18 protein-coding genes are annotated in these 21,190 nt (G+C 62.3%); 6 read left to right on the top strand and 12 right to left on the bottom strand.

Annotation, left to right across the window (positions count from 1 at the left end; all coding sequences use genetic code 11):
• Positions 1-72 precede the first annotated feature (72 nt).
• Together H1S03_RS13025 and H1S03_RS13020 are read right to left on the bottom strand one after the other, a co-directional pair.
• Positions 73-411 (bottom strand): DUF2853 family protein, encoded by a 339-nt coding sequence (locus H1S03_RS13025; protein ID WP_166193699.1) that lies wholly within the window; start codon positions 409-411, stop codon positions 73-75.
• Between the two features lie 53 nt (positions 412-464).
• Entirely contained in the window at positions 465-1,298 is an 834-nt protein-coding gene (locus H1S03_RS13020) for a DMT family transporter (protein WP_185804838.1), read from the bottom strand.
• Positions 1,299-1,892: 594 nt separating this feature from the next.
• On the opposite strand from H1S03_RS13020, the gene H1S03_RS13015 reads away from it, so the two are divergent.
• The gene (locus H1S03_RS13015; protein ID WP_185804837.1) at positions 1,893-2,417 is read left to right on the top strand and encodes a hypothetical protein; all 525 of its coding nucleotides are present in this window, start codon (positions 1,893-1,895) and stop codon (positions 2,415-2,417) included.
• 239 nt (positions 2,418-2,656) lie between these two features.
• Here the strand turns inward: H1S03_RS13015 and groL are convergent, their stop codons facing one another.
• Positions 2,657-4,300, bottom strand: coding sequence for a chaperonin GroEL (gene groL, locus H1S03_RS13010; protein ID WP_185804836.1), 1,644 nt, complete (start codon positions 4,298-4,300; stop codon positions 2,657-2,659).
• 42 nt (positions 4,301-4,342) lie between these two features.
• Positions 4,343-4,630, bottom strand: a complete 288-nt coding sequence (locus H1S03_RS13005) for a co-chaperone GroES (RefSeq protein ID WP_166193710.1) — start codon at positions 4,628-4,630, stop codon at positions 4,343-4,345.
• Positions 4,631-4,846: 216 nt separating this feature from the next.
• Between H1S03_RS13005 and H1S03_RS13000 the strand changes: the two genes are divergently transcribed.
• From H1S03_RS13000 to H1S03_RS12980, 5 genes are all read left to right on the top strand, one after another.
• Entirely contained in the window at positions 4,847-5,845 is a 999-nt protein-coding gene (locus H1S03_RS13000) for a TraB/GumN family protein (RefSeq protein WP_185804835.1), read from the top strand.
• Entirely contained in the window at positions 5,842-6,726 is an 885-nt protein-coding gene (locus H1S03_RS12995) for a TIGR01459 family HAD-type hydrolase (RefSeq protein WP_185804834.1), read from the top strand. Before H1S03_RS13000 ends, H1S03_RS12995 begins: the two co-directional genes overlap by 4 nt.
• A 36-nt stretch (positions 6,727-6,762) precedes the next feature.
• Positions 6,763-8,547 carry an adenine deaminase gene (ade, locus tag H1S03_RS12990; protein WP_185804833.1) on the top strand — a complete coding sequence of 595 codons (1,785 nt, stop codon included), beginning with the start codon at positions 6,763-6,765 and terminating at the stop codon, positions 8,545-8,547.
• A gap of 120 nt (positions 8,548-8,667) precedes the next feature.
• Positions 8,668-10,158: an AMP nucleosidase gene (locus H1S03_RS12985; RefSeq protein ID WP_185804832.1), complete on the top strand. Its 1,491-nt coding sequence runs from the start codon at positions 8,668-8,670 to the stop codon at positions 10,156-10,158.
• Positions 10,159-10,297: 139 nt separating this feature from the next.
• On the top strand, positions 10,298-10,588 hold the full coding sequence (locus H1S03_RS12980) for an HU family DNA-binding protein (protein ID WP_166187202.1): 291 nt from the start codon (positions 10,298-10,300) through the stop codon (positions 10,586-10,588).
• Between the two features lie 194 nt (positions 10,589-10,782).
• Here the strand turns inward: H1S03_RS12980 and H1S03_RS12975 are convergent, their stop codons facing one another.
• From H1S03_RS12975 to H1S03_RS12940, 8 genes are all read right to left on the bottom strand, one after another.
• Positions 10,783-12,864 carry a 3-hydroxyacyl-CoA dehydrogenase NAD-binding domain-containing protein gene (locus tag H1S03_RS12975; RefSeq protein WP_185804831.1) on the bottom strand — a complete coding sequence of 694 codons (2,082 nt, stop codon included), beginning with the start codon at positions 12,862-12,864 and terminating at the stop codon, positions 10,783-10,785.
• 109 nt (positions 12,865-12,973) lie between these two features.
• Complete coding sequence (gene pgl, locus H1S03_RS12970) at positions 12,974-13,645, bottom strand: 6-phosphogluconolactonase (protein ID WP_185804830.1); 672 nt, start codon at positions 13,643-13,645, stop codon at positions 12,974-12,976.
• On the bottom strand, positions 13,642-15,102 hold the full coding sequence (zwf, locus tag H1S03_RS12965; RefSeq protein ID WP_185804829.1) for a glucose-6-phosphate dehydrogenase: 1,461 nt from the start codon (positions 15,100-15,102) through the stop codon (positions 13,642-13,644). Before zwf ends, pgl begins: the two co-directional genes overlap by 4 nt.
• 16 nt (positions 15,103-15,118) lie before the next feature.
• Complete coding sequence (locus tag H1S03_RS12960; protein ID WP_185804828.1) at positions 15,119-16,042, bottom strand: carbohydrate kinase family protein; 924 nt, start codon at positions 16,040-16,042, stop codon at positions 15,119-15,121.
• 136 nt (positions 16,043-16,178) lie between these two features.
• Positions 16,179-17,279, bottom strand: coding sequence for an ABC transporter ATP-binding protein (locus H1S03_RS12955; RefSeq protein ID WP_185804827.1), 1,101 nt, complete (start codon positions 17,277-17,279; stop codon positions 16,179-16,181).
• Positions 17,280-17,323: 44 nt separating this feature from the next.
• The gene (locus H1S03_RS12950) at positions 17,324-18,982 is read right to left on the bottom strand and encodes an alpha-glucosidase family protein (RefSeq protein ID WP_185804826.1); all 1,659 of its coding nucleotides are present in this window, start codon (positions 18,980-18,982) and stop codon (positions 17,324-17,326) included.
• Positions 18,983-20,137 (bottom strand): carbohydrate ABC transporter permease, encoded by a 1,155-nt coding sequence (locus H1S03_RS12945; protein ID WP_166187219.1) that lies wholly within the window; start codon positions 20,135-20,137, stop codon positions 18,983-18,985.
• A complete protein-coding gene (locus tag H1S03_RS12940) occupies positions 20,137-21,129 on the bottom strand; it encodes a carbohydrate ABC transporter permease (protein WP_185804825.1) in 993 nt (330 codons plus the stop codon). Before H1S03_RS12940 ends, H1S03_RS12945 begins: the two co-directional genes overlap by 1 nt.
• Positions 21,130-21,190 lie beyond the last annotated feature (61 nt).

The following is a 21,190-nucleotide window of genomic DNA, read 5'->3' as shown; positions in this document are numbered from 1 at the left end:
CACAACCTCCTCTGTCGGAGATACTGAATCACGCGACGAACGAATGGGGAAGCCTGATTATGGGGACACACCCTAGGCGAAAACGCTCTCTTTGCCCTGCTGCTTGGTGATGATGTAATACAGCACCGCGCGGTATTTGTTGGTGTTGGAGCGGCCATAGGTCTCGATCGCCTTTTGTACGGCCCCCATGGCGGAGTCCGCATCCGTCATGCCCAGTTTTTTCATGCAGAAATTGTTCTGAACGGTCTGCAACTCGCTGGTGGAGGAGGACGAAACGCTGCTGCTGTCGGAATTGTAGATCGACGGGCCGCACGCGATGGTCACTGCGGTCAGCAGGTCGGTGTCCACATCCATACCGATCTTGCGCAATGCATCGGCGTATTTTTCGATCAGTTCCTGGCGTTTCGACATGGGATCCGTCCTCTCTTGAAATTGCTCTCCCAAATCGTGACAGGGCCGAGGGGTCAGGGCAACTTTTTTCGCGGCAGCAGGCCGAAGGCTATGCCGCCCAGGATCAGGAGGGCGGAGATTGCGAAGCGGAGGTCGGGGGCTTCGGCGAGGAAGATCATACCGCCGGTCAGGGCGATGATCGGAACGGTCAACTGTGCGAGGGCCGCGGTGGAGGCTTCGAGACGGGGCAAAATTCCGTACCACAGGATGTAGCCGAGGCCGGAGGTGATCGCGCCGGACATCAGCGCCAGCACGACACCGTTGATTTCAGGGGCCTCTCCGGGCAGCAGCAGCCAGGCCAGCAAAGCCAGCGGAGCGGCGTAGAGGAAATTTCCGGCGGTGGCGCGGGTGGGATCGCCGCCCTTGGCCCCTATTAACGAATACAGACCCCACGCAATTCCCGAAATTGCCATCGCCATGGCCGCCCATAAAGGTGGGGACTCCGCGCCCGGCGCGCCCAGAACGGCGAGGCCGAGGAGGCCGAAAAGCGAGCCTACCCAACGCCTCGGGCCGGGGCGCTGGCCCTTGACCACCGCGCCTGCGAACATGGTGATCTGCACCGCGCCAAACAGGATCAGGGCGCCCAGGCCGGTGGGGATGGCGACATAGGAAAACGAGAAGGCGGCGGCGTAGACGAACAGGGTCACGCCCCCCTCGACCGAGCCAGCGGCCCACGGCCTATACCCCTGAAAGGAGACGATAATCGCCAGCATTCCCGCCCCCGAGGCAAGGCGGATCGCGGTGAACGCAGCAGGCGAAATCCCGCCCCCGACCAAGCCCGCGCGGGCCAGCACGGAGTTCGCGGCGAAGAAGATCAGGACGGTCACGAGTGTTAAAATCAGACGCATGACGCCTTGTGTCAGACGGGGCGAAAATGACCAGTCAAAAGCGAGTTATCCACAGGCTGCTTTCGGTATGCGATGCGGCTGCGCTGTGGCTGCGTAGGGTTTGTTGGGTATTAAGGCGATGAAGGTGGTGCAGTGGGTAGTTTGGGCGGACAGCCGCCGTTCGCTGTGCGCCGCGTGAAGGACTAGGATGCACATTGAGCCGACCTTCGCCGTGGCAGAGTTCCATTGCTGCCCACCTAGCGTAAAGCCGCCCTTCTCTCCATCGAGTCAGTACGGCCTCCTGAGGGCATGACGTGGACGAATCTTCAGCAATCGCTTCCAATGAAATCAGTTCAAGCTCACAAAGTTATATGAAATGAAGAACCCTCTGCACTATATTGGAAGGTGTAGGCAGGAGAACGTCATGCGCATATTTAGGAAAAATAAATTCGAGTCAAAGACTTATGGGGCCGTTCAGGTTCGCCATGGCGATTCTAAGGGCCATGTAAAGGTCGTACGTACGCTTACGCTGCCCTCCGGCAAGAAGGTTCGGGTGGTACGCAAGGACGCCCTTGATCGTGCTCTCGCACGATCCAAAAGTATGGCTGAGGCAGGTTGATCGAGAAATACGAGCTCAGTGAAGCGGAAGCAAACCCTTCTACTGATAAAACAGGCGAAGGGGGTGACGAGTTATACTACAGCACCGCTTTTGAGAAGATGACCAAAAGCGATCATAACGATCTGATCGGCCTAGTTGCATATGCCCGCTACAAGCAGATGGTTAGAGACGAGGTACTCCAGGGTCAGCGTGCTGCTGGAACCCCGAAGAACCCCTCCGACCAAGTGGTAGATTTTTATCGTAGCGCGGCACGTCAAGAGCTGCAATCATTCGCGGCATCTGCAATTGATGAGGCAACGGAAGAAATTCAGCACTCAGCACTGCTCGATCGCATTGAAACTGCGACTTCAGAGATACAAAGACACATCTCCGATAGCACTGGCACTCTACGCGCCGTTTGGACGAACTTCTTAGGCTGGGCTGTTACACTGGTCATCACCTTGTTGGTTTTGCTTATTTCGCAACAGCCGTCTTTGCCTCAGATATTTGGCAGAAGCGAGGCTCTCCAAGAAGGCCCATAGAGCCCAGTGTTCGATACTCCAGTCACAACGCCGACAGAATAGCCTATCACTGCAACGGTCTACTGCCGGTGAAGCGGTGTAGTTTCCACGCTTGGGCGCGACGTCTGCTTCAGGGAGGCTGCACTGCAGAACTTAATTGTGTTCGAAGGGCCGCTGGGCCGAAACTCACAAAGCAAAAGGGCCGCAGCTTTCGCCACGGCCCCCCTTAGGTTCGCTAGAAGTCAAACACGCTGAGCGTGTTACATCATGCCGCCCATGCCGCCCATGTCGGGCATGCCGCCGCCGGCGTTGCCGCCGTCTTTCGACGGTTTGTCGGCAACCATGGCTTCGGTGGTGATGAGCAGGGACGCGACGGATGCTGCGTCCTCCAGAGCGTGGCGCACCACTTTCGCGGGGTCGATCACGCCGAACTTGAACATGTCGCCATATTCCTCGGTCTGCGCGTTGAAGCCGAAGGTCTTGTCATCGCTCTCACGCACTTTGCCTGCAACGACGGCGCCGTCGACGCCTGCGTTCTCAGCGATCTGACGCAGAGGTGCTTCGAGCGCCTTGCGCACGATGGCGATGCCTGCGGTCTGATCGGAGTTGAGACCTTCGAGACCTTCGAGGGTCTTGCCAGCCTGAACCAGAGCAACGCCGCCGCCGACGACAATGCCTTCCTGCACGGCTGCGCGGGTCGCGTTCAGGGCATCGTCCACGCGATCCTTGCGTTCCTTGACCTCGGTCTCGGTCGCACCGCCGACGCGGATGACGGCAACGCCGCCTGCCAGCTTGGCCAGACGCTCCTGCAGCTTCTCACGGTCGTAATCGGAGGTGGTCTCCTCGATCTGCTGCTTGATCTGGGCGACGCGCGCCTCGATCTCAGCTTTCTCGCCCTGACCGTCAACGATGGTGGTCTCGTCCTTGGTGATGGAGACGCGCTTGGCGGTGCCCAGCATGTCCATCGTGACGTTTTCCAGCTTCATGCCGAGGTCTTCGGAGATGACCTGACCGCCGGTGAGGATGGCGATGTCCTGCAGCATCGCCTTGCGACGATCGCCGAAGCCCGGAGCCTTGACGGCCGCGATCTTCAGGCCGCCACGCAGCTTGTTCACAACGAGGGTCGCGAGGGCTTCGCCATCGACGTCCTCCGCGATGATCAGCAGGGGCTTTTGCGACTGGATGACCTGCTCGAGCAGGGGAACCATCGGCTGGAGCGAGGAGAGCTTCTTCTCATGCAGCAGGACGATGACGTCTTCCAGTTCGGCGACCATCTTCTCGGGGTTGGTCACGAAGTAGGGGGAGAGGTAGCCGCGGTCGAACTGCATGCCCTCGACGACTTCGGTCTCGGTCTCGAGGCCCTTGTTCTCCTCGACGGTGATGACACCCTCGTTGCCGACGCGCTGCATGGCGTCTGCGATCTGGCGGCCGATCTCGGTTTCGCCGTTGGCGGAGATGGTGCCGACCTGAGCGACTTCATCGGAGTCGTTCACGGGACGGGCCATCGCGCGGATCTGCTCGACAACCTTGGCAGTGGCCAGGTCGATGCCGCGCTTGAGGTCCATCGGGTTCATGCCGGCGGCAACGGACTTGGCGCCTTCCTTGACGATGGCCTGAGCCAGAACGGTGGCGGTGGTGGTGCCGTCGCCTGCTTCGTCATTGGTGCGCGAAGCGACTTCCTTGACCATCTGCGCGCCCATGTTCTCGAACTTGTCCTCAAGCTCGATTTCCTTGGCGACGGAGACACCGTCCTTCGTGATGCGCGGTGCGCCGAAGGATTTGTCCAGAACCACGTTGCGACCCTTCGGGCCCAGCGTGACCTTGACAGCGTCGGCCAGGATATTGACGCCGTCGAGCATCTTGTTCCGGGCGTTCGTGCCGAATTTTACGTCTTTAGCAGCCATGTTTTAGCTCCTTGAATAGCGTTGAAAGGCAGAGGCGTCCGCTCAGGCCAGCAGGCCGAGGATATCGCTCTCTTTCATGATCAGCAGGTCTTCGCCGTCGATCTTGATCTCGGTGCCGGACCACTTGCCGAACAGGATCTTGTCGCCAGCCTTGACGTCCATCTCGATGCGGGCACCTGCCTCGTCGCGCGCGCCGGCGCCGACCGCGATGATCTCACCCTCGGCGGGCTTTTCCTTGGCGGAATCAGGAATGATCAGACCGCCCTTGGTTTTTTCGTCGCTTTCAATGCGGCGGACCAGTACGCGGTCGTGCAGCGGAGTGAAGTTCATGAGACTCTCCTACAAAAGGCTCAGTTGCGTTTACGGGTGGGGGGATTTAGCACTCACCACCCCGGAGTGCTAACAGCGATCTAGAGAGCGGTATGCGGCCTGTCAACCGGTCGGGGCATGGACGGCGACGAAGTTTTTCGCCAGCCTGCGCGCACCGGGCCGCCAACGCCCTATCTGTGGACCGATAACTGTAAAGACAACCGTGGACCGCCCGACGTGATCAAACCCATTCTGATATTCCTGCTCGCCGCGATGACCGCCCTACCCTTGTCCGCGCAATGCAACCCGGCCGATATACGCGACGATCTGAGCGTGGAGGAGCGGCACGCCATCGCCCGGCAGGTCGCGGACTGGCCATATGGTGTGGGTCGGGCCTTCAGGGCAATCCGAGGCGACGAACGGCTGTTCCTGTTTGGCACCTTTCACAGTGCGGCGGCGGGCCCCGTCCCGCCTGTGGTGGGCGATGAGATTGCCCGCGCACGGTCCCTGTTTGTCGAGGTGACGTCGGATCAGACCGCAGCATTGCAAGCGCGAATGCAGACCGATCCGGGGCTGATCATGAATCTGACCGGCCCCGGCCTGAATGCCGATTTGACGACCGATGAATGGCAGGCCCTGACCGATGCGCTGCACCCGCTGGGATTGCAGCCCGAGGTCGCGGAGCATCTGCAACCCTGGTTCGCCGCGACGATGATGGCGATCCCCCCATGCGAGATGATGCAACAGGCCGGTGGCGCGAAACCGCTGGACATGAAGGTCGAGGCACTTGCCCATGAGGCGGGCATTCCCGTCGCGGGGCTGGAGACGGCGCAGGATGTGCTCGGCATGTTCGACGCCATGTCGCGCGGGACCCAGATCGACTTTCTGCGCAGCAGTCTGATGAGCGTCGAAATGGCCGAGGATGTCTTCATGACCGCCGCGCGGCAGTACCGCGAGGGACGCATAGCTGAGGTACAGGCGCTGGCCAACGCAATCGCCAGCCGTCAGATGCCCCCCGATGCGGTGGCGGCGATGAACGAGGCGGTGATGGAACCTCTGTTGGAACAGCGCAACCGCAACTGGATGAAACCCATACTGGACGCAGCCAGCCAAGGCCCCGCGGTGATCGCGGTCGGCGCGCTGCATCTGGGCGGTGAGGGCGGACTCTTGCGCTTGTTGGAGCGCGAAGGTTTTGACATCACCCGGATCATATTGGACGGAGAAGTGAGCGAATGACCCAAATCATCGAGAATCTGTCGGAGATCTCCGACCGCTATCAGGCGGTGTTCTGCGATCTGTGGGGCTGCCTGCACAACGGCGTGCGCCCGTTCGAGGCGGCCGTTGCGGCGCTGGAGGGGTTTCGCGATGGCGGTGGCACTGTCGTCCTGCTCACCAACTCCCCCCGTCCGACGCCGGGCGTGATCGAGCAGCTGGACGGTCTGGGCGTGTCGCGCGACCTGTATCACGCGGTTGCCTCGTCGGGCGATGCGGCGATAGATGCGCTTGCCTCGGGCATGTTCGGGCGAAAGGTGTTCCACATAGGCCCCGCCCGCGACGACGGATTCTTCGCCGCGGTCTCGGATGACGAGTTCTATCACGGCCAGGATATCGAGCGTGTCGCGATGGAGGACGCCGAGGGCATCGTGTGCACCGGCCTGTTCGACGATGAAACCGAAACCCCCGCCGATTACCGCGAGATCATCCTCTACGGCCAGAACAAGGGGCTGAAGATGCTGTGCGCCAACCCCGACATCTTCGTCGATCGGGGTGAGACACGGATCTATTGCGCGGGGGCTATCGCGCAGGCTTACGAGGAGGCCGGCGGCGACGCGCGCTATTTCGGAAAACCGCACGCGCCGGTCTATCAACTCGCCCGCCGCAGGCTGGAGGCCGCACGCGGCGAACCCGTCGCGGACGACCGCATCCTGTGCATCGGTGACGGCATCAACACCGACATCGCCGGCGGCATGGGTGAGGGGATGGACACGCTGTTCATCACCGGCGGTCTTGCCGCCGAGGATACCGGCACCGTTACCCAGCCGGACCCCGACAAGCTGGCCGCCTTCCTGCGCGCGCGCAAGTTGACACCGACAGCGGCGATGGGCTTCCTGCGCTGAACGTGCCTGTTGCACAATCCTGAGAGGAGAACCCCGATGTTTCCAGCTTGGCAAGACGTGGCGGCGGATCTGGTCGCGGTGGCAGCGGGCCGCGCCCCTGCGGATATGGTCGTGCGGGGCGGCACCTGGGTGAACGTGCATACGCGCGAATTGCTCGAAGGGCACGACATCGCCATCAAGTCCGGGCGCTTCGCCTATTGCGGGCCGGATGCGTCACACTGCATCGGTGAGACGACCGAAGTAATCGAGGCGCAGGGCCGCTTCATGGTGCCGGGGCTGTGCGACGCGCATATGCATATCGAAAGCGGCATGCTGACCGTGACCGAGTTCGCGCGCGCCGTCATACCTCACGGCACCACCACGATGTTCGTGGACCCACACGAGGTCGCCAACGTGCTGGGCCTGCCCGGTGTGCGAATGATGCATGACGAGGCATTGGCCCAGCCGGTCAACGTCTTCGTCCAGATGCCATCCTGCGCCCCCTCCGCCCCGGGATTGGAGAATACCGGTGCCGAGCTTGGCCCGGCGGAGGTTGAGGAGGCCATGGCCTGGCCCAATATCGTAGGGCTGGGGGAGATGATGAACTTCCCCGGCGTCATCAACGGCTCGCAAGCCATGCTGGGTGAGATTGCGGCCACGCAGGCAGCCGGTAAGACCGTGGGCGGGCATTACGCCTCCTCCGATCTGGGGCCGGCCTTCCACGCCTATGTGGCCGGTGGCCCCGCCGACGATCATGAGGGCACCAGCGAGGCGGACGCCATCGCGCGGGTGCGTCAGGGAATGCGGGCGATGATGCGCCTCGGCTCCGCCTGGTATGACGTGGAGGCACAGGTCACAGCCGTGACGGAACGCGGGCTGGACCCCCGTTCGTTCATCCTGTGCACGGATGATTGCCACTCCGGCACATTGGTCGAGGACGGGCACATGAACCGTGTCGTGCGCCACGCCATCGACTGCGGCCTGGACCCGGTGATCGCCATCCAGATGGCCACGATCAACACGGCAACGCATTTCGGGATGGAGCGCGACATCGGCTCCATCACTCCGGGACGGCGGGCGGACATGATCTTGACATCGGACCTGCGCAGCCTGCCCATCGAGGTCGTGATCGCGCGGGGCAAAATCGTCGCCCGCGACGGCGTGATCGTGCCGCAGGAGGTAGATTTCACTTGGCCCGAGCACAGCCGCGCGACCATCAACATGAAACGCGATCTGGACCCGACGGATTTCGACATCCCCTCTGAGGGCGACTCCGTTCGCGCGCGCGTCATCGGTGTGGTTGAAAATCAGGCCCCGACCAAGGCGTTGCAGGCGGATTTGAGCGTGCGCGACGGCCTCGTCCAGATGGACCGGGGCAACGACATCTGCCAGATCGCGCTGGTCGAGCGGCACCGCGCCACGGGCGGTGTCACGAATGCCTTCGTTTCGGGCTTCGGCTATGATTGCGACATGGCGATGGCCTCAACCGTGGCGCATGACAGCCACCACATGATCGTGGTCGGCACCAGCAAATCCGACATGGCCCTCGCCGCGAACCGGCTGCGCGCGGTCGGCGGCGGCATTTGCCTGTTCAAAAACGGGGTGGAGATCGCCATGGTCGAACTGCCCATCGCGGGCCTGATGTCCGACGCGCCCGCGGCCACCGTCGCGGCCAGTGCGCAGGGCATGATGGATGCGATGCGAACCTGTGGATGCACGCTCAACAACGCCTATATGCAACATTCCCTGCTGGCGCTGGTGGTGATTCCCGAATTGCGCATCTCGGATGTGGGTCTGGTGGACGTCACCCGGTTCGAGAAGGTGGACCTGTTCATTCGCTGAGCGGGCATTTCCTTCGCCTGCGAAAGATGATAGCGCAGGGTCGTATCCCGAACGGCAGATCGCACTGGCGTTACGAAAGAAATCAGGCAGGTCCATACCCGCCGAACCGGAGATACCAGAATGCGCGTTCCCTACGCCCCCGCAGAAGTCCCCGTGCTGAGCCCGGTGCCGCAGCAACCCAGAAGTTTCGACGATCCCGCCAGGGCGGTCGCCTATATCATCGAGCTCTACGATGAGGCGACGGAGTTCCTGCGCACGCAGTTTCGCGCCGTGATGGGGGGGGAGGAACCGCAGGGCCGCTACCGCGCGTTCTATCCCCGGCTGGAGATGACGACCACCAGCTTCGCCTGGGTGGACAGCCGGTTGAGCTTTGGCCATGTCAGTGAGCCGGGCACCTATTTCGCCACCCTGACGCGGCCCGATCTGTTCAGAAACTATCTGACCCAGCAGATCGGGTTGTTGATGAAGAACCACAACGTTCCGGTGCAGGTCAGCGTCTCGGACACGCCGATCCCGCTGCATTTCGCCCTGCCCGAGGGCGCACATGTCGAAGGCTCGATCGAGGATCGCCTCGGCGGACCGCTGCGCGACGTGTTCGACGTGCCCGATCTGGAGACGACGAACGACGATATCGTCAACGGCACGGCCGGGCGCGATGCGATGGGCCACCGTCCGCTGGCCACGTTCACTGCGCAGCGCGTGGATTACTCGCTGGCGCGGCTGGCGCATTACACCGCCACCAGCCCGGCGCATTTCCAGAATCACGTCCTCTTCACGAACTATCAGTTCTACATGGAGGAGTTCGTCACCTGGGCAAAAATGCAGGTCGCGGACCCCGACAGCGGCTATGTCGCCTTCGTTGAGCCGGGCAATGCCGTGACCACCCGCGACGGAACGACCGGAACGCCCATCCAGAAGATGCCGCAGATGCCGACCTATCACCTGACACGTGAGGACGGGAACGGCATCACCATGGTCAATATCGGTGTCGGCCCCTCCAACGCGAAGACCGCGACCGATCACATCGCGGTGCTGCGGCCCCATGCCTGGCTGATGCTGGGCCACTGCGCTGGCCTGCGTCACAGTCAGAGCCTGGGCGATTACGTGCTCGCCCATGCCTATGTGCGTGAGGATCACGTTCTGGACGACGATCTGCCGGTCTGGGTACCGATCCCCGCGCTCGCTGAAATTCAGGTCGCGCTGGAAGATGCGGTGGAAAAGGTCACCGGGCTGGAGGGCTATGAGCTGAAGCGCGTGATGCGCACCGGCACCGTCGTGACGATCGACAACCGCAACTGGGAGTTGCGGGATCAATCCGGCCCGGTTCAGCGTCTGAGCCAGAGCCGGGCGGTCGCGCTCGACATGGAATCGGCCACGATCGCCGCCAACGGGTTTCGCTTCCGCGTTCCCTACGGTACGTTGCTATGTGTATCGGACAAGCCGCTGCACGGGGAACTGAAACTGCCCGGCATGGCCACCGACTTCTACAAGCGGCAGGTCGCGCAGCACTTGCAGATCGGCATCCACGCGCTGGAAATGTTGCGTGAAATGCCGTTGGAGAAGCTTCACTCCCGCAAATTGCGGAGTTTCGACGAAACCGCGTTTCTGTAGGTACGTCCCGCCGATGCGGGACACCGCAAAGCAAAAAGCGGGCATTAAACCCATTGCGGACACGTAGTTTATAAGGTCATTATTCCCCGAAGCCGGGCTGGCCGTAAGATTAGAAGAGAAAAAAAGCATAGGGATACCCATGACACAAAAACCGATGACGAAGACTCAGCTGGTCGCAGCACTCGCCGAGAGCACCGACAGTGACAAGAAATCGGCAGGCGAATTTCTCGACGCGCTGTCCGCGATCATCACCAAGGAGGTTTCCGACGGTGGCGCCGTGACCATTCCCAACGTTGGCAAGGTCTTCTGCCGTGACCGTCCTGAGCGGATGGTGCGCAACCCTGCCACGGGTGAGCAGATGAAGAAGGATGCCGACCGCGCCGTGAAAGTCACGATCGCGAAGGCCCTGAAGGATTCCGTCAACGCCTGATAGCAGCCCCCGAAATCGGGGGCTGATTTGTCGAGGGTGAGACTTTGAAACGACCGCGCCTTTTGCCAAGGCGCGGTCGTTTTTCGTTTCTCATACATCTCATGATTGTGCGAATTTACACGGATCGGACCCGCATTGTGGGCCAGGAACGTGCGTGCCGCGTCAACGTGACAGATACGATGACGCGGCTGGGATCATGTGTTGAGGTTGGCAAAACGCCCGTTCTTGCTGCCAATCTTCTGCAACAGGTCCGCGACGTGCCAACTGCCGGGATCGGCCTCCGCGATGGATTGCATCGTGGACAGAACCTGCGCCGTGCCGCGGGCGTCCGCCTCCTGCATCGGACCGCCACGCCAGCGCGGATAGCCGTAGCCCATCATCTTGACCACATCCACGTCGAGGGGACGTTCCGCGATCCCCTCCTGCAGGATCTTCGCGGCCTCATTGACCTGTACGGCGTGCAGCATCGCCACGATTTCGGAATCCTCGAAACTGCGCGGCGTGATGCCCTTCGCCGCCCGTTCGGCGGAAATCAGGGCCTCGGTTTCGGGTGAGGGCAAAGCCGCGCGACTGCCTTGCTCATACCGATAGAAGCCGCGCCCGGTCTTCTGGCCGGTCGCGCCATCCTCGACGATCAGGTCGGCAATCCGCGAATACCGCATATTCGGATCGCGGGTCGCGGCCTCACGCTTGCGGTTGGAATAGCCGATTTGCAGCCCGGCCATGTCGAACATCTCGAACGGGCCCATCGGCATCCCGAAATCCTTCATCGCGCCGTCGATCTGCGCGGCGGAGGCACCGTCCTCCAACAGATAGCCTGCCATGCGTCCGTAGGCGCCTAGAATGCGGTTTCCGATGAACCCGTCGCAGATACCGGACAGCACGGCGACCTTGCGCATCTTCTTGGCCATCGCGAACCCCGTGGCGAGGACATCGGGATGGGTGTCAGGCGTGCGCACAACCTCGACCAGGCGCATGATGTGCGCGGGGGAGAAGAAGTGCAGTCCCATGATCCGCTCGGGGTTGGGCACCTGAGAGGTAAAGGTGGTCGGGTCGATATAGGACGTGTTCGTGGCAAGGATCGCATCGGGTCGCGCGGCAGTGGCGAGCTTGTCGAACACGGCGCGCTTGACGTCGGATTCCTCAAACACCGCCTCGATGATCAGATCGGCGTCGGCGACGGCATCGAAATCATCCGTCGTGGTCAGACGGTCGAGGGTGGCGTCGCGGGCCTCCTCGGTGATCTTGCCACGCTTGACGGCGGAGGCGAGGTTGCCCGCCACACTTCCCCGCGCGGTGGTCGCGGCCTCGGCGCTCTGCTCCACGATCGTGGTGGTATAGCCGGCGGACAGGGCCGCCGTGGCGATCCCCGACCCCATCAGCCCCCCACCGATGACGGCAAGGCGCGCGATGTCGCGCGGGGTGCCGGATTTCAGCGCGGCGGGCTTGCCCACCGCCCGCTCGGCAAAGAAGGCGTGGCGCAGTGCCTTGGACTGATCGGTTTCCTTCAGCTCCATGAAGATGTCACGCTCCGCGTCCATCCCCTCGGCCAGAGGGGTCTCAAAGGCGAGGCGCACCGCGTCGAAGGCCCGCACCGGGGACAGTTGCCCCCGCGCCTGCTTTTCCACCTGCTTGCGCAAATTGTCCCAATCGTCCTGCGACAGGTTGCTTTCGGCAGGGGCGGGGTCCAGGCGCGGCACCGGTTGACCTGCCGCATGTTGGGCGAAGGTCATCGCATCCGCGTCCAGATCATCGGTCACCCGGTCGATCAGTCCGAATTCCAGCGCTTTTTCGGCGGAAACAGGCACGCCGGTGGTCACGAGCTGCACCGCAGCGGCGGCCCCCGTCAGGCGGGGCGTGCGCTGTGTGCCCCCTGCTCCGGGCAGAATGCCGAGCGAAACCTCGGGCAAGCCGATCTTCGTCCGACGGTCCGCAATGCGATAATGACAGCCAAGCGCCGTTTCCAGCCCCCCGCCCAGAACCGTGCCGTGCAGGGCGGCGATCCACGGTTTCGCGCTGGAGTGGATGCGGTCGATCAGATCGGCCAACCACGGCTCCATCGATCCGCCGTCAAACTCCCGAATATCGGCGCCTGCAATGAAGGTATTGCCCGCACAGGCAAGGATCACCGCCTCAACCTGCGTGTCCGGCTCTAGCGTGGTGACAGCATCCCACAACCCCTGACGGACCGCCTGCCCCACCGCGTTGACCGGTGGATTGTCGATGGTGACGATGGCGACTGCGCCCTTGCGCGTGATGGTGACGACGTCGGACATGGCATTCTCTCCCGTGAATTTTCGCACATCGTGACATCGCGGCGCGGCGGGTCAAGGGCGACGCTGCGCGACATCAGGAGCGGCATCGTTCGGAGAAGGTGATGACGGGTCAGGCAGCCCAGTGAACCGTCGCGCCCGCGTCCAGTGCGATGCGGATCGGGGCCTCGGCCGTGGTCGCGGCGGATCGGGCGCGGTCCAGCGCCTCGGCCTTGTCCTCACCCTGAATCAGAACATGCAGGTTTCGCGCGGCGGACAGGACCGGAGCGGTCAGTGTCAGGCGCGGCTCCGGCGCACCGGGGGCCCGCATCGGCAGCAGGGTCGGCGCATCGACGGCCAGTGCCTCGGTCAGCAGATCGGCACCGGGAAAGATCGAGGCCGTGTGCATGTCCGCCCCCATGCCCAGCACACAGACATCCAGCGGCAGGGCCAGTGCTATGCCTGCGGTCAGATCGCCCAGCACGTCCTCGGGCGTGTCGCCCGGCATGTAGAAAGGGATCATGGTCGCGGCGGCGGCGGCATTCTGCAACAGCGTCCCGCGCAGCAGGCGCGTGTTCGACCGCTCGGAGCTTTCCGGTACGAACCGTTCATCCGTCAGCATCACCCGCACGCGCGACCAGTCCAGCGGTGCCGTGGACAGCGCGGTCAGGAACGGTGCAGGCGTGGTGCCGCCGGGAACGGCGAGGGTCGCGAAGGGTTGCGCGTCGAGCGCCTTTCCCAGTTGACCCGCGACGGTTCCGGCCATCGCGGTCATCAATGCTTGGCGGCTGTCATAGCGGTTCATATCTCGATACTCCGCCACCGCCGCCCGTCGCGGTGCATAAGGCCCAGCGCATCCTCGGGACCGGAGCCGCCAGCGTCGTATGCGACCGGTTTTTCGCTCTTCTCGGACCAATCGTCTAGGATCCTGTCCGTCCACTCCCACGCGGCCTCGACCTCGTCCCCGCGCATGAACAGGGTCTGGTCGCCCCGGATCACATCCATGATCAGACGCTCATACGCATCCGGCATCGATTCGGCTGCCGGGCCCAACGCATCCGCGAACGTCATGTCGAGCGGCACATCGGCCAAGCGCATGCCGCCGGGCCCCGGCTCCTTGATCGTCATGCGCAGGGTGATCCCCTCATCCGGTTGCAGGCGGATGATCAGGGCGTTGGTCTGATGCGCGGGCAACTTGGGAAAGATCGAGTGCGGCGGTTCCTTGAAGACGACGGCGATCTCGCTCAACTGGGCGCGCAGACGCTTGCCTGTGCGCAGATAGAACGGGGTGCCGGTCCAGCGCCAGTTCGAGATCTCGACCTTCAGCGCGACGTAACTCTCGGTGCGGCTGTCGGGATTTTCCGCGTCCTCGACATAGGAGGGGCCGTCGGGGCCCGCGCGATACTGGCCGCGTACGGTGTCCTCAATATCCACCGTTTCCAGCGAGCGGATGACCTTCAGCTTTTCGTCACGCACCCGGTCGGCGTCAAATCGCGCCGGGGGTTCCATGGCGGTCAGGCACAACAACTGCATCAGGTGGTTTTGCACCATGTCACGCATCGCGCCGGATTTGTCGTAATATCCGCCCCGACCGGCGACACCGATGCTCTCGGACACGGTGATCTGCACGTGATCGACATGGCGGGCATTCCACAGCGGCTCGAACAAGGTATTGGCGAAGCGGACCGCCATCAGGTTCTGGACGGTCTCCTTGCCCAGATAATGGTCGATCCGGTAAATTTGCGTCTCATCGAAGCTCTCGCTCAACTGCTTGTTCAGCGCGCGGGCCGATTCGAGGTCGTGGCCCAGCGGCTTCTCAACCACGATACGGCTGCTGCTGGTGGCAATGCCGGTGCTCTGCAGGCGGGCCGCGATCGGGCCGAACAGGGACGGGCCGACGGACAGATAGAACGCGCGGGTGTGATCGCTGGTCTTTTCCAGCTTCTTGCCCAGATCGCTCCACCCACTGGTGCCGGTCGCGTCGATGGTGACGTAATCGAGGATCGAGAGGAATTTGGACCGCACTTCCTCATCCAGCTTGTCCTTGCCGATATAGGTTTCCAGCGCCTCTCCGATCATGGTGCGGAACGCCTTGAGGGTCAGGTTGGAGCGGGCCGCGCCGATGACCCGCGCATCCCCGGGCATCTGACCCGCGACCATGCGACGATAAAGGCCGGGCAGGATCTTGCGCCGGGCAAGGTCGCCCGTGGCGCCGAATATGACGAGATCGAAGGGTTGTACCGGAATGACGCGCGAAACCATGGCGACTGTCCTGTTGTCAGAGGTCGGAAAGACGGGGCAAATCGGCCCCCTGCCGAGTGCAGGTTATTGCAGCCGCATTTGCGCAGAAGCTGAGCAAATGCTCAAGCGATGTCGTATCAAGCGTCGCGATATACGTGTGAATGTCGTCCGCCTTCGACAATTGGGTCAGAAGGGAGGCCATGAAGGTGTCACCTGCGCCCACCGTATCCACAACCGCGACCGCGGGCGGGTTCACGCTCGCCTCCACCCCGGTGGCGGTCCACCCCATCGCACTGTCGCCACCATCCGTGACAACGACCAGCTTCACGCCAGCCTCAAGCATCTTGAGAGCGAATTTCGGCGCGGACATGCCGGGATAGATCATCTCCAAATCCTCGGTGGAGATCTTCAGGACAGTAACCATCGGCAGCAGCGCGTCGCACCGGGCGCGCCAGACGCTCATGTCCGGCTCGACCGTGGGGCGGATGTTGGGGTCCAGCGAGATCACCAGATCCTTCGCCTGCTCGGCCAATGCATGCAGCGCGTCGGCGCAGGGCGTCGTGACGAGGGAATAGGAGCCGAAATGCACGCCGCGCACCTCCGCCCCCAACTCAGGCACATCGGCGGGGGTGACGCCGGTATCGGCGGCGTTTTCGGAATAGAAGGTATAGGCGGGCACGCCTTCCTCATCCAGCGTGATCAGGCTCAACGTGGTCTTGCGCGGGGTGTCGAGCGTATAGCGCAGATCGACGGTCTCATCCTCCAGCACGCGGCGCAGCTTTCGCCCCAGCGGATCGGTGGACAGGGCGGAGAAATATCCGGCGGCCGATTCCAGCCGGCGCATGCCGATCGCCACATTGAACGGCGATCCACCGGCGCGGGCCGCGAACATCGCGCGCGCGGGATCGTCGCCCGGCTGCATGAACACATCGAATAGATTGTCGCCGCAAATCAGAAACATATGTCTGCTCCGTCGGATCGCACCCCAGCAAGGGCAAAGTTAGGGTGTTCGGCCAGGGACCGGTACGAGCACGGCGCGTATCATGAAACGCGCCGTACATAGGCCTCAAATCGCTTCGAAAGCAAATTGGCAAGGATTATTTGTAAAAGAAGCTGTGCCCGTCCCCGTCGAACAGATGCAGTTTGTCTGCCGCAGCTGTCAGGCGCAGATACGTGCCCCGGGACACGTCTGCAATTCCCGGAATCTTGGCGATCACCGAATCCTCGCCCTCTCGCGGGGTGAAGTAGACCACCGTGACCTCACCCAGCTTTTCGGTGTAGGACGCCTCCCCCTCGAAAATCACCGGATCGTCGGGATTGGCGACCACGAAATCCTCTGGTCGCACGCCCAGTTGCACGGGCGTGCCGCTCTCCATCCCGGCGGACCCCACGGGAACGGTGGCTATGCCCCCTGCCACCGCCGCGACGCTGGTCGTGTCGCCGGGGGTTGTGATGGTCGCGGGCAAAAGGTTCATCTTGGGCGAGCCGATGAACTGCGCCACGAAGGTGTTCTGGGGCCGCTGGTACAGCTCCAGCGGGCTGCCGAACTGGGCGACGGTGTGGGTCTTGTTGTTGAGCACGACAATGCGGGTTGCCAGCGTCATCGCCTCCACCTGATCGTGGGTGACGTAGATCATCGTGCTGTCGGGCATGTTTTCCTTGAGCTGGGCGATCTCGATCCGGGTATCCACGCGCAGGGCGGCGTCCAGGTTCGAAAGCGGCTCATCGAACAGGTAGACCTTGGGGTCGCGTACGATCGAGCGGCCGATGGCGACCCGCTGGCGTTGCCCGCCCGACAGCGCCTTGGGCAACCGGTCGAGATAGTCGGTCAGTTGCAATATCCTGGCCGCGTTGCGCACACGCTCGTCGATCTCGGCCTTGGGCATCTTCGCGACCTTCAACGCGAAGGCCATGTTGTCGTAGACCGTCATGTGCGGATAAAGCGCGTAGGACTGGAACACCATCGCGATGCCGCGCTTGGACGGGGGTGTGTCGTTGACCCGCTGCCCGTCGATATACAGATCGCCTCCGGTGATCTTCTCCAACCCCGCAATCATGCGCAGCAGAGTGGACTTGCCACACCCCGAAGGGCCGACGAAGACGATCAGTTCGCCCTGCCGGATGTTCAGGTCGATATTCCTGAGCACTTCGACAGACCCGTAGGACTTGGCGATATTCTCCAGCACCAACGATGCCATGTCTCACTCTCCCCTAGATGTGAATGCCCTGATCATTTTTGAACTCAACGGTCCTCATGGGCGAAATATGCTTGATACGGCGGCAGCGTGATGGACTTGTCCGTGATCGACGGGCGGAACGGTGCCGCCATGTCCTGGCGCCAGCTCCCTGCGGGCAAATCTATCGGAACCGCGCTATTGGACAGGTTGAAGGCGCAGAAGACACGCTGCCCGTCATCGGCCTGCCGGATGAACGACACCATGTCGTCGCGCGCGGCGACCAGTTCGAAGCTGCCGTTTATCAACGCCGGCTGCGCCTTTCGGAACCCGACCATCTGCCGATAGAAATTGAGCATCGAGTGATCGTCACGATCCTGCTCAGCCACCGATTTCGAAAGATGCTCCATCGCGACGGGCAGCCAGGGTTTCGTATCGGTGAACCCGCCCGTCGGCCCGTCCGAGGACCACGGGATCGGCGTGCGACAGCCGTCGCGCCCCTTGAACTTCGGCCAGAAGCGTATGCCGTAGGGGTCCTGCAATTCCTCATAGCTGACATAGGCCTCGGTCAGGCCCAGTTCCTCCCCCTGATACAGGCAGACGGAGCCGCGAATGCTCATCAACAATGCAGCGTAGAGCCGTTGCGCCGCCTCACCCAGGTTCCAGCGGCTGGCATGGCGCACCACGTCGTGGTTGGAAAACGCATAGCAGGCCCAGCCGTCGGTCGCGACCTGCTCGAACCGGGTCAGGACATCCGCGATCATCGTGCCGTTCGGTGCCTCGGGCGCGAGGAAGTCGAAGGCGTAGCACATGTGCACCTTGTCCCCGCCCGAGGTGTATTGCGCCTGTATCTGCATGCCCATCTGGGAATCCCCGACCTCACCCACGGCCGTCTTGCCCGGATATTCGTCGAGCAACGCTCGGTAGCGTTTGAGAAACTCCAGATTCTCCGGCTGGTTCTTGTCGTGCACGTGCAATTGCCAATTATAGGGATTGACCGCAGGCGCGGTGGAGGCATTGCGATCCTCGACCGGGCAAACCGGATTGTCGCGCAACTGCTTGTCGTGGATGTAGAAATTTATGGTGTCCAGCCGGAAGCCGTCCACCCCCCGCTCCAGCCAGAAGCGCGTCACGTCCAGCAGGGCGTCCTGCACCTCCGGCTCATGGAAGTTCAGGTCCGGTTGCTGCTTGAGGAAGTTGTGCATGTAATATTGCTGGCGCTCGCTGTCCCACTCCCACCCCGAACCGCCAAAGATCGACAGCCAGTTGTTCGGCGGCGTGCCGTCCTCCTTCGCGTCGGCCCAGACGTACCAGTTGGCCTTGGGGTTGTCGCGCGACGAGCGGCTTTCCTGAAACCACGCATGCTGATCCGACGTGTGGCTGAGCACGAGGTCGATCATCACCTTCAGGTCCAGTTCATGTGCCCGCGCGATCAGCGCGTCGAAATCGCCCAGCGTGCCGAACAGCGGGTCCACGTCGCGGTAATCGGACACGTCATAGCCGAAATCCAGCATGGGGGAACGGAAGAACGGTGAAATCCAGATCGCATCCACACCCAGACTGGCGATGTGCGGCAGGCGATGAATGATCCCCGAAAGGTCCCCCACCCCGTCACTGTTGGAGTCCTGATAGGACCGGGGATAAATCTGATAGATCACGGCACCGCGCCACCAGTCGGGATCGACCAGCATGTCGCTGTTGGATTCTACGGATACGGCAAGATTCATTTAGCCACCCTTGACCGAGCCGGCCAGCAGGCCGCGCACCAGGTATTTTTGCATTGAAAAGAATACGATCAACGGCACGATGATCGTTATGAATGCCGATGTCGTCAGGATTTCCCAATCCCCCCCGCGGGAGCCCAGAAGCTCCACCAGACGCCCCGTCAGAACCATCTGGTTGTCGGATTGCCCCAGAAACACCTTGGCGATCAGCAGGTCGTTCCATGTCCACAGGAACTGGAAGATCGCGAAAGACGCCAGCGCCGGAAAGCTGAGGGGCAGCACGATCCGCATGAAGATGCCGAAATCCGTCGCGCCGTCGACGCGCGCGCTCTCGATCACTTCCCGCGGCAGACCGGCCATGTAATTGCGCAGCAGGTACACCGCCAGCGGCAGGCCGAAACCGGTATGCGCCAGCCAGATACCGACATAACCCTTGGCTGAAACGCCGAACGCCTCCCCCACCACGCCATAGAATTTCAGAAGCGGAATCAGCGACAGTTGCAGCGGAACCACCAGCAGGCCAACGATGAGCGCGACCAGCATGACACGCCCCGGAAACTCCATCCACGCCAGCGCATAGGCGGCAAAGGCCGCGATCAGGATGGGGATGATCGTGGCGGGGATCGACACGGTCAGCGAGTTGAGAAAGCTCTGCGCCACACCCTCCGACCCCAGAACGGTCCGGTAATTATCGAGCGTAATCTCGGGCGCGACCTCGGTGGTGTAGAAGATGCGCGCCCCGCGCCGGCCCTCGGGCTGTTCCGCGTAGGTGATGGTGTAAGTGCCATCCTCCGCGACTTGCAGCACGCCATCGTCGCGCAGCACCAGCGGCTCACCCGGTTCGTTCGAGGTGGGATCCTGCGCGCGCGACCCGAAGGCCGTCACCTCACCCGACATCCCTTCGTCGAAGACGGAGCCGGAGATCACCCATTCCGACCCGACCGGCACCGCGTCATCCGGCGCACCCGCCCGCGCGACCAGCGACTGTTCGGACGCGCTGAGCGCGGTCCACCAGCCCGAGGTAGAGATCGCGTCACGGTCCCGGAACGAAGACACGAAAATGCCGAATGTCGGGATCGTCCAGAGCACCACCAGCAGAATGGCGGAAAGATTGACGACCCAGATCAGAGCCGGGCTCTTGCCTGCGGACCCCTCCATCACGAATTCTCCTTCATCGCGTTGCGGATGTTCCAGACCATGATCGGGATAACCAGAACCATGATGGTCAGCGCAATGGCCGACCCCCGCCCGTCATGCCCGTCGATAAAGGTCATGCGGTACATGTAATTGGCCAGAACCTGCGTGCCCCATTCGCCATTCGTCATGGCGAACACGATGTCGAACACCTTGAGCACCAGAATCGTGATTGTCGTCCAGACCACGGCGATGGTGCCTGCGATCTGCGGTATCTTGATCCTGAAAAACACGGTCAGCGGACCGGCCCCGTCCAGCACGGCGGCCTCCACCGTTTCCTCCGGTATGCCGCGCAGGGCGGCGGACAGGATCACCATCGCGAAGCCGGTCTGGATCCAGATCAGGATCACCATCAGAAAGATGTCGTTCCAGAATGGCAGCGTAATCCATGCCTGCGGATCGCCGCCCAGCCCGGTAACGATGGAGTTAAGCAAGCCGATCTGCGTCTGATCCTCGCCGCGATAGTCGTAGATAAATTTCCAGATTACCGACGCCCCGACAAAAGAAATCGCCATCGGCATGAAGATCAGCGACTTGGCGATATTCCCCCACCAGATCCGGTCGGTCAGACCGGCTGCGACCAGGCCCAGGAACGTGGACGCCGCAGGCACGATAATCAGCCACATCGCGTTGTTGAACAGGCTTTCGCGAAACTTGTCGTCCGCGATCATCCAGCGGTAATTGTCCAGCCCGACGAAATTCTCGCGGCTGCGGTCCATCATGCTCAACCAGATCGAGTTGAAGACCGGATAAACCAGATACAAGCCCAGAATGGCGATCGCCGGAAACAGAAACAGCCACGGGCGAATGGCATTGGCGCGGTTGATGTTGCGCCCTGCATTCGGCCCCTCGTCAGGAAGCGCCCGATCCAGAAGCCAGTTCGAGCCGAAAAAATACGCGGCACAGGCGATCACGCCCAGTACGACCGTCAACAGCGCCAGAACGATAGGGTTCATCGCGTATTCTCCCGTAATGTCGATGGCCCGCCTGCGTCTGCCGCGCCTACCTGGCCGGAAC

The sequence above is a fragment of the Pontivivens nitratireducens genome, assembly GCF_014235845.1.
GTDB lineage: Bacteria > Pseudomonadota > Alphaproteobacteria > Rhodobacterales > Rhodobacteraceae > Pontivivens > Pontivivens nitratireducens.
The sequence above is the reverse complement of the archived record's forward strand: the minus strand, read 5'-3'. Positions and strand labels throughout refer to the sequence as shown.

Bases quoted from the DNA above. Each gene is read 5' to 3' on its own strand.
- H1S03_RS13025 (WP_166193699.1), bottom strand. From the start codon at position 411: ATGTCGAAACGCCAGGAACTGATCGAAAAATACGCCGATGCATTGCGC.
- H1S03_RS13020 (WP_185804838.1), bottom strand. From the start codon at position 1,298: ATGCGTCTGATTTTAACACTCGTGACCGTCCTGATCTTCTTCGCCGCG.
- groL (WP_185804836.1), bottom strand. From the start codon at position 4,300: ATGGCTGCTAAAGACGTAAAATTCGGCACGAACGCCCGGAACAAGATG.
- H1S03_RS13005 (WP_166193710.1), bottom strand. From the start codon at position 4,630: ATGAACTTCACTCCGCTGCACGACCGCGTACTGGTCCGCCGCATTGAA.
- H1S03_RS12995 (WP_185804834.1), top strand. From the start codon at position 5,842: ATGACCCAAATCATCGAGAATCTGTCGGAGATCTCCGACCGCTATCAG.
- ade (WP_185804833.1), top strand. From the start codon at position 6,763: ATGTTTCCAGCTTGGCAAGACGTGGCGGCGGATCTGGTCGCGGTGGCA.
- H1S03_RS12985 (WP_185804832.1), top strand. From the start codon at position 8,668: ATGCGCGTTCCCTACGCCCCCGCAGAAGTCCCCGTGCTGAGCCCGGTG.
- H1S03_RS12980 (WP_166187202.1), top strand. From the start codon at position 10,298: ATGACACAAAAACCGATGACGAAGACTCAGCTGGTCGCAGCACTCGCC.
- H1S03_RS12975 (WP_185804831.1), bottom strand. From the start codon at position 12,864: ATGTCCGACGTCGTCACCATCACGCGCAAGGGCGCAGTCGCCATCGTC.
- pgl (WP_185804830.1), bottom strand. From the start codon at position 13,645: ATGAACCGCTATGACAGCCGCCAAGCATTGATGACCGCGATGGCCGGA.
- zwf (WP_185804829.1), bottom strand. From the start codon at position 15,102: ATGGTTTCGCGCGTCATTCCGGTACAACCCTTCGATCTCGTCATATTC.
- H1S03_RS12960 (WP_185804828.1), bottom strand. From the start codon at position 16,042: ATGTTTCTGATTTGCGGCGACAATCTATTCGATGTGTTCATGCAGCCG.
- H1S03_RS12955 (WP_185804827.1), bottom strand. From the start codon at position 17,279: ATGGCATCGTTGGTGCTGGAGAATATCGCCAAGTCCTACGGGTCTGTC.
- H1S03_RS12950 (WP_185804826.1), bottom strand. From the start codon at position 18,982: ATGAATCTTGCCGTATCCGTAGAATCCAACAGCGACATGCTGGTCGAT.
- H1S03_RS12945 (WP_166187219.1), bottom strand. From the start codon at position 20,137: ATGGAGGGGTCCGCAGGCAAGAGCCCGGCTCTGATCTGGGTCGTCAAT.
- H1S03_RS12940 (WP_185804825.1), bottom strand. From the start codon at position 21,129: ATGAACCCTATCGTTCTGGCGCTGTTGACGGTCGTACTGGGCGTGATC.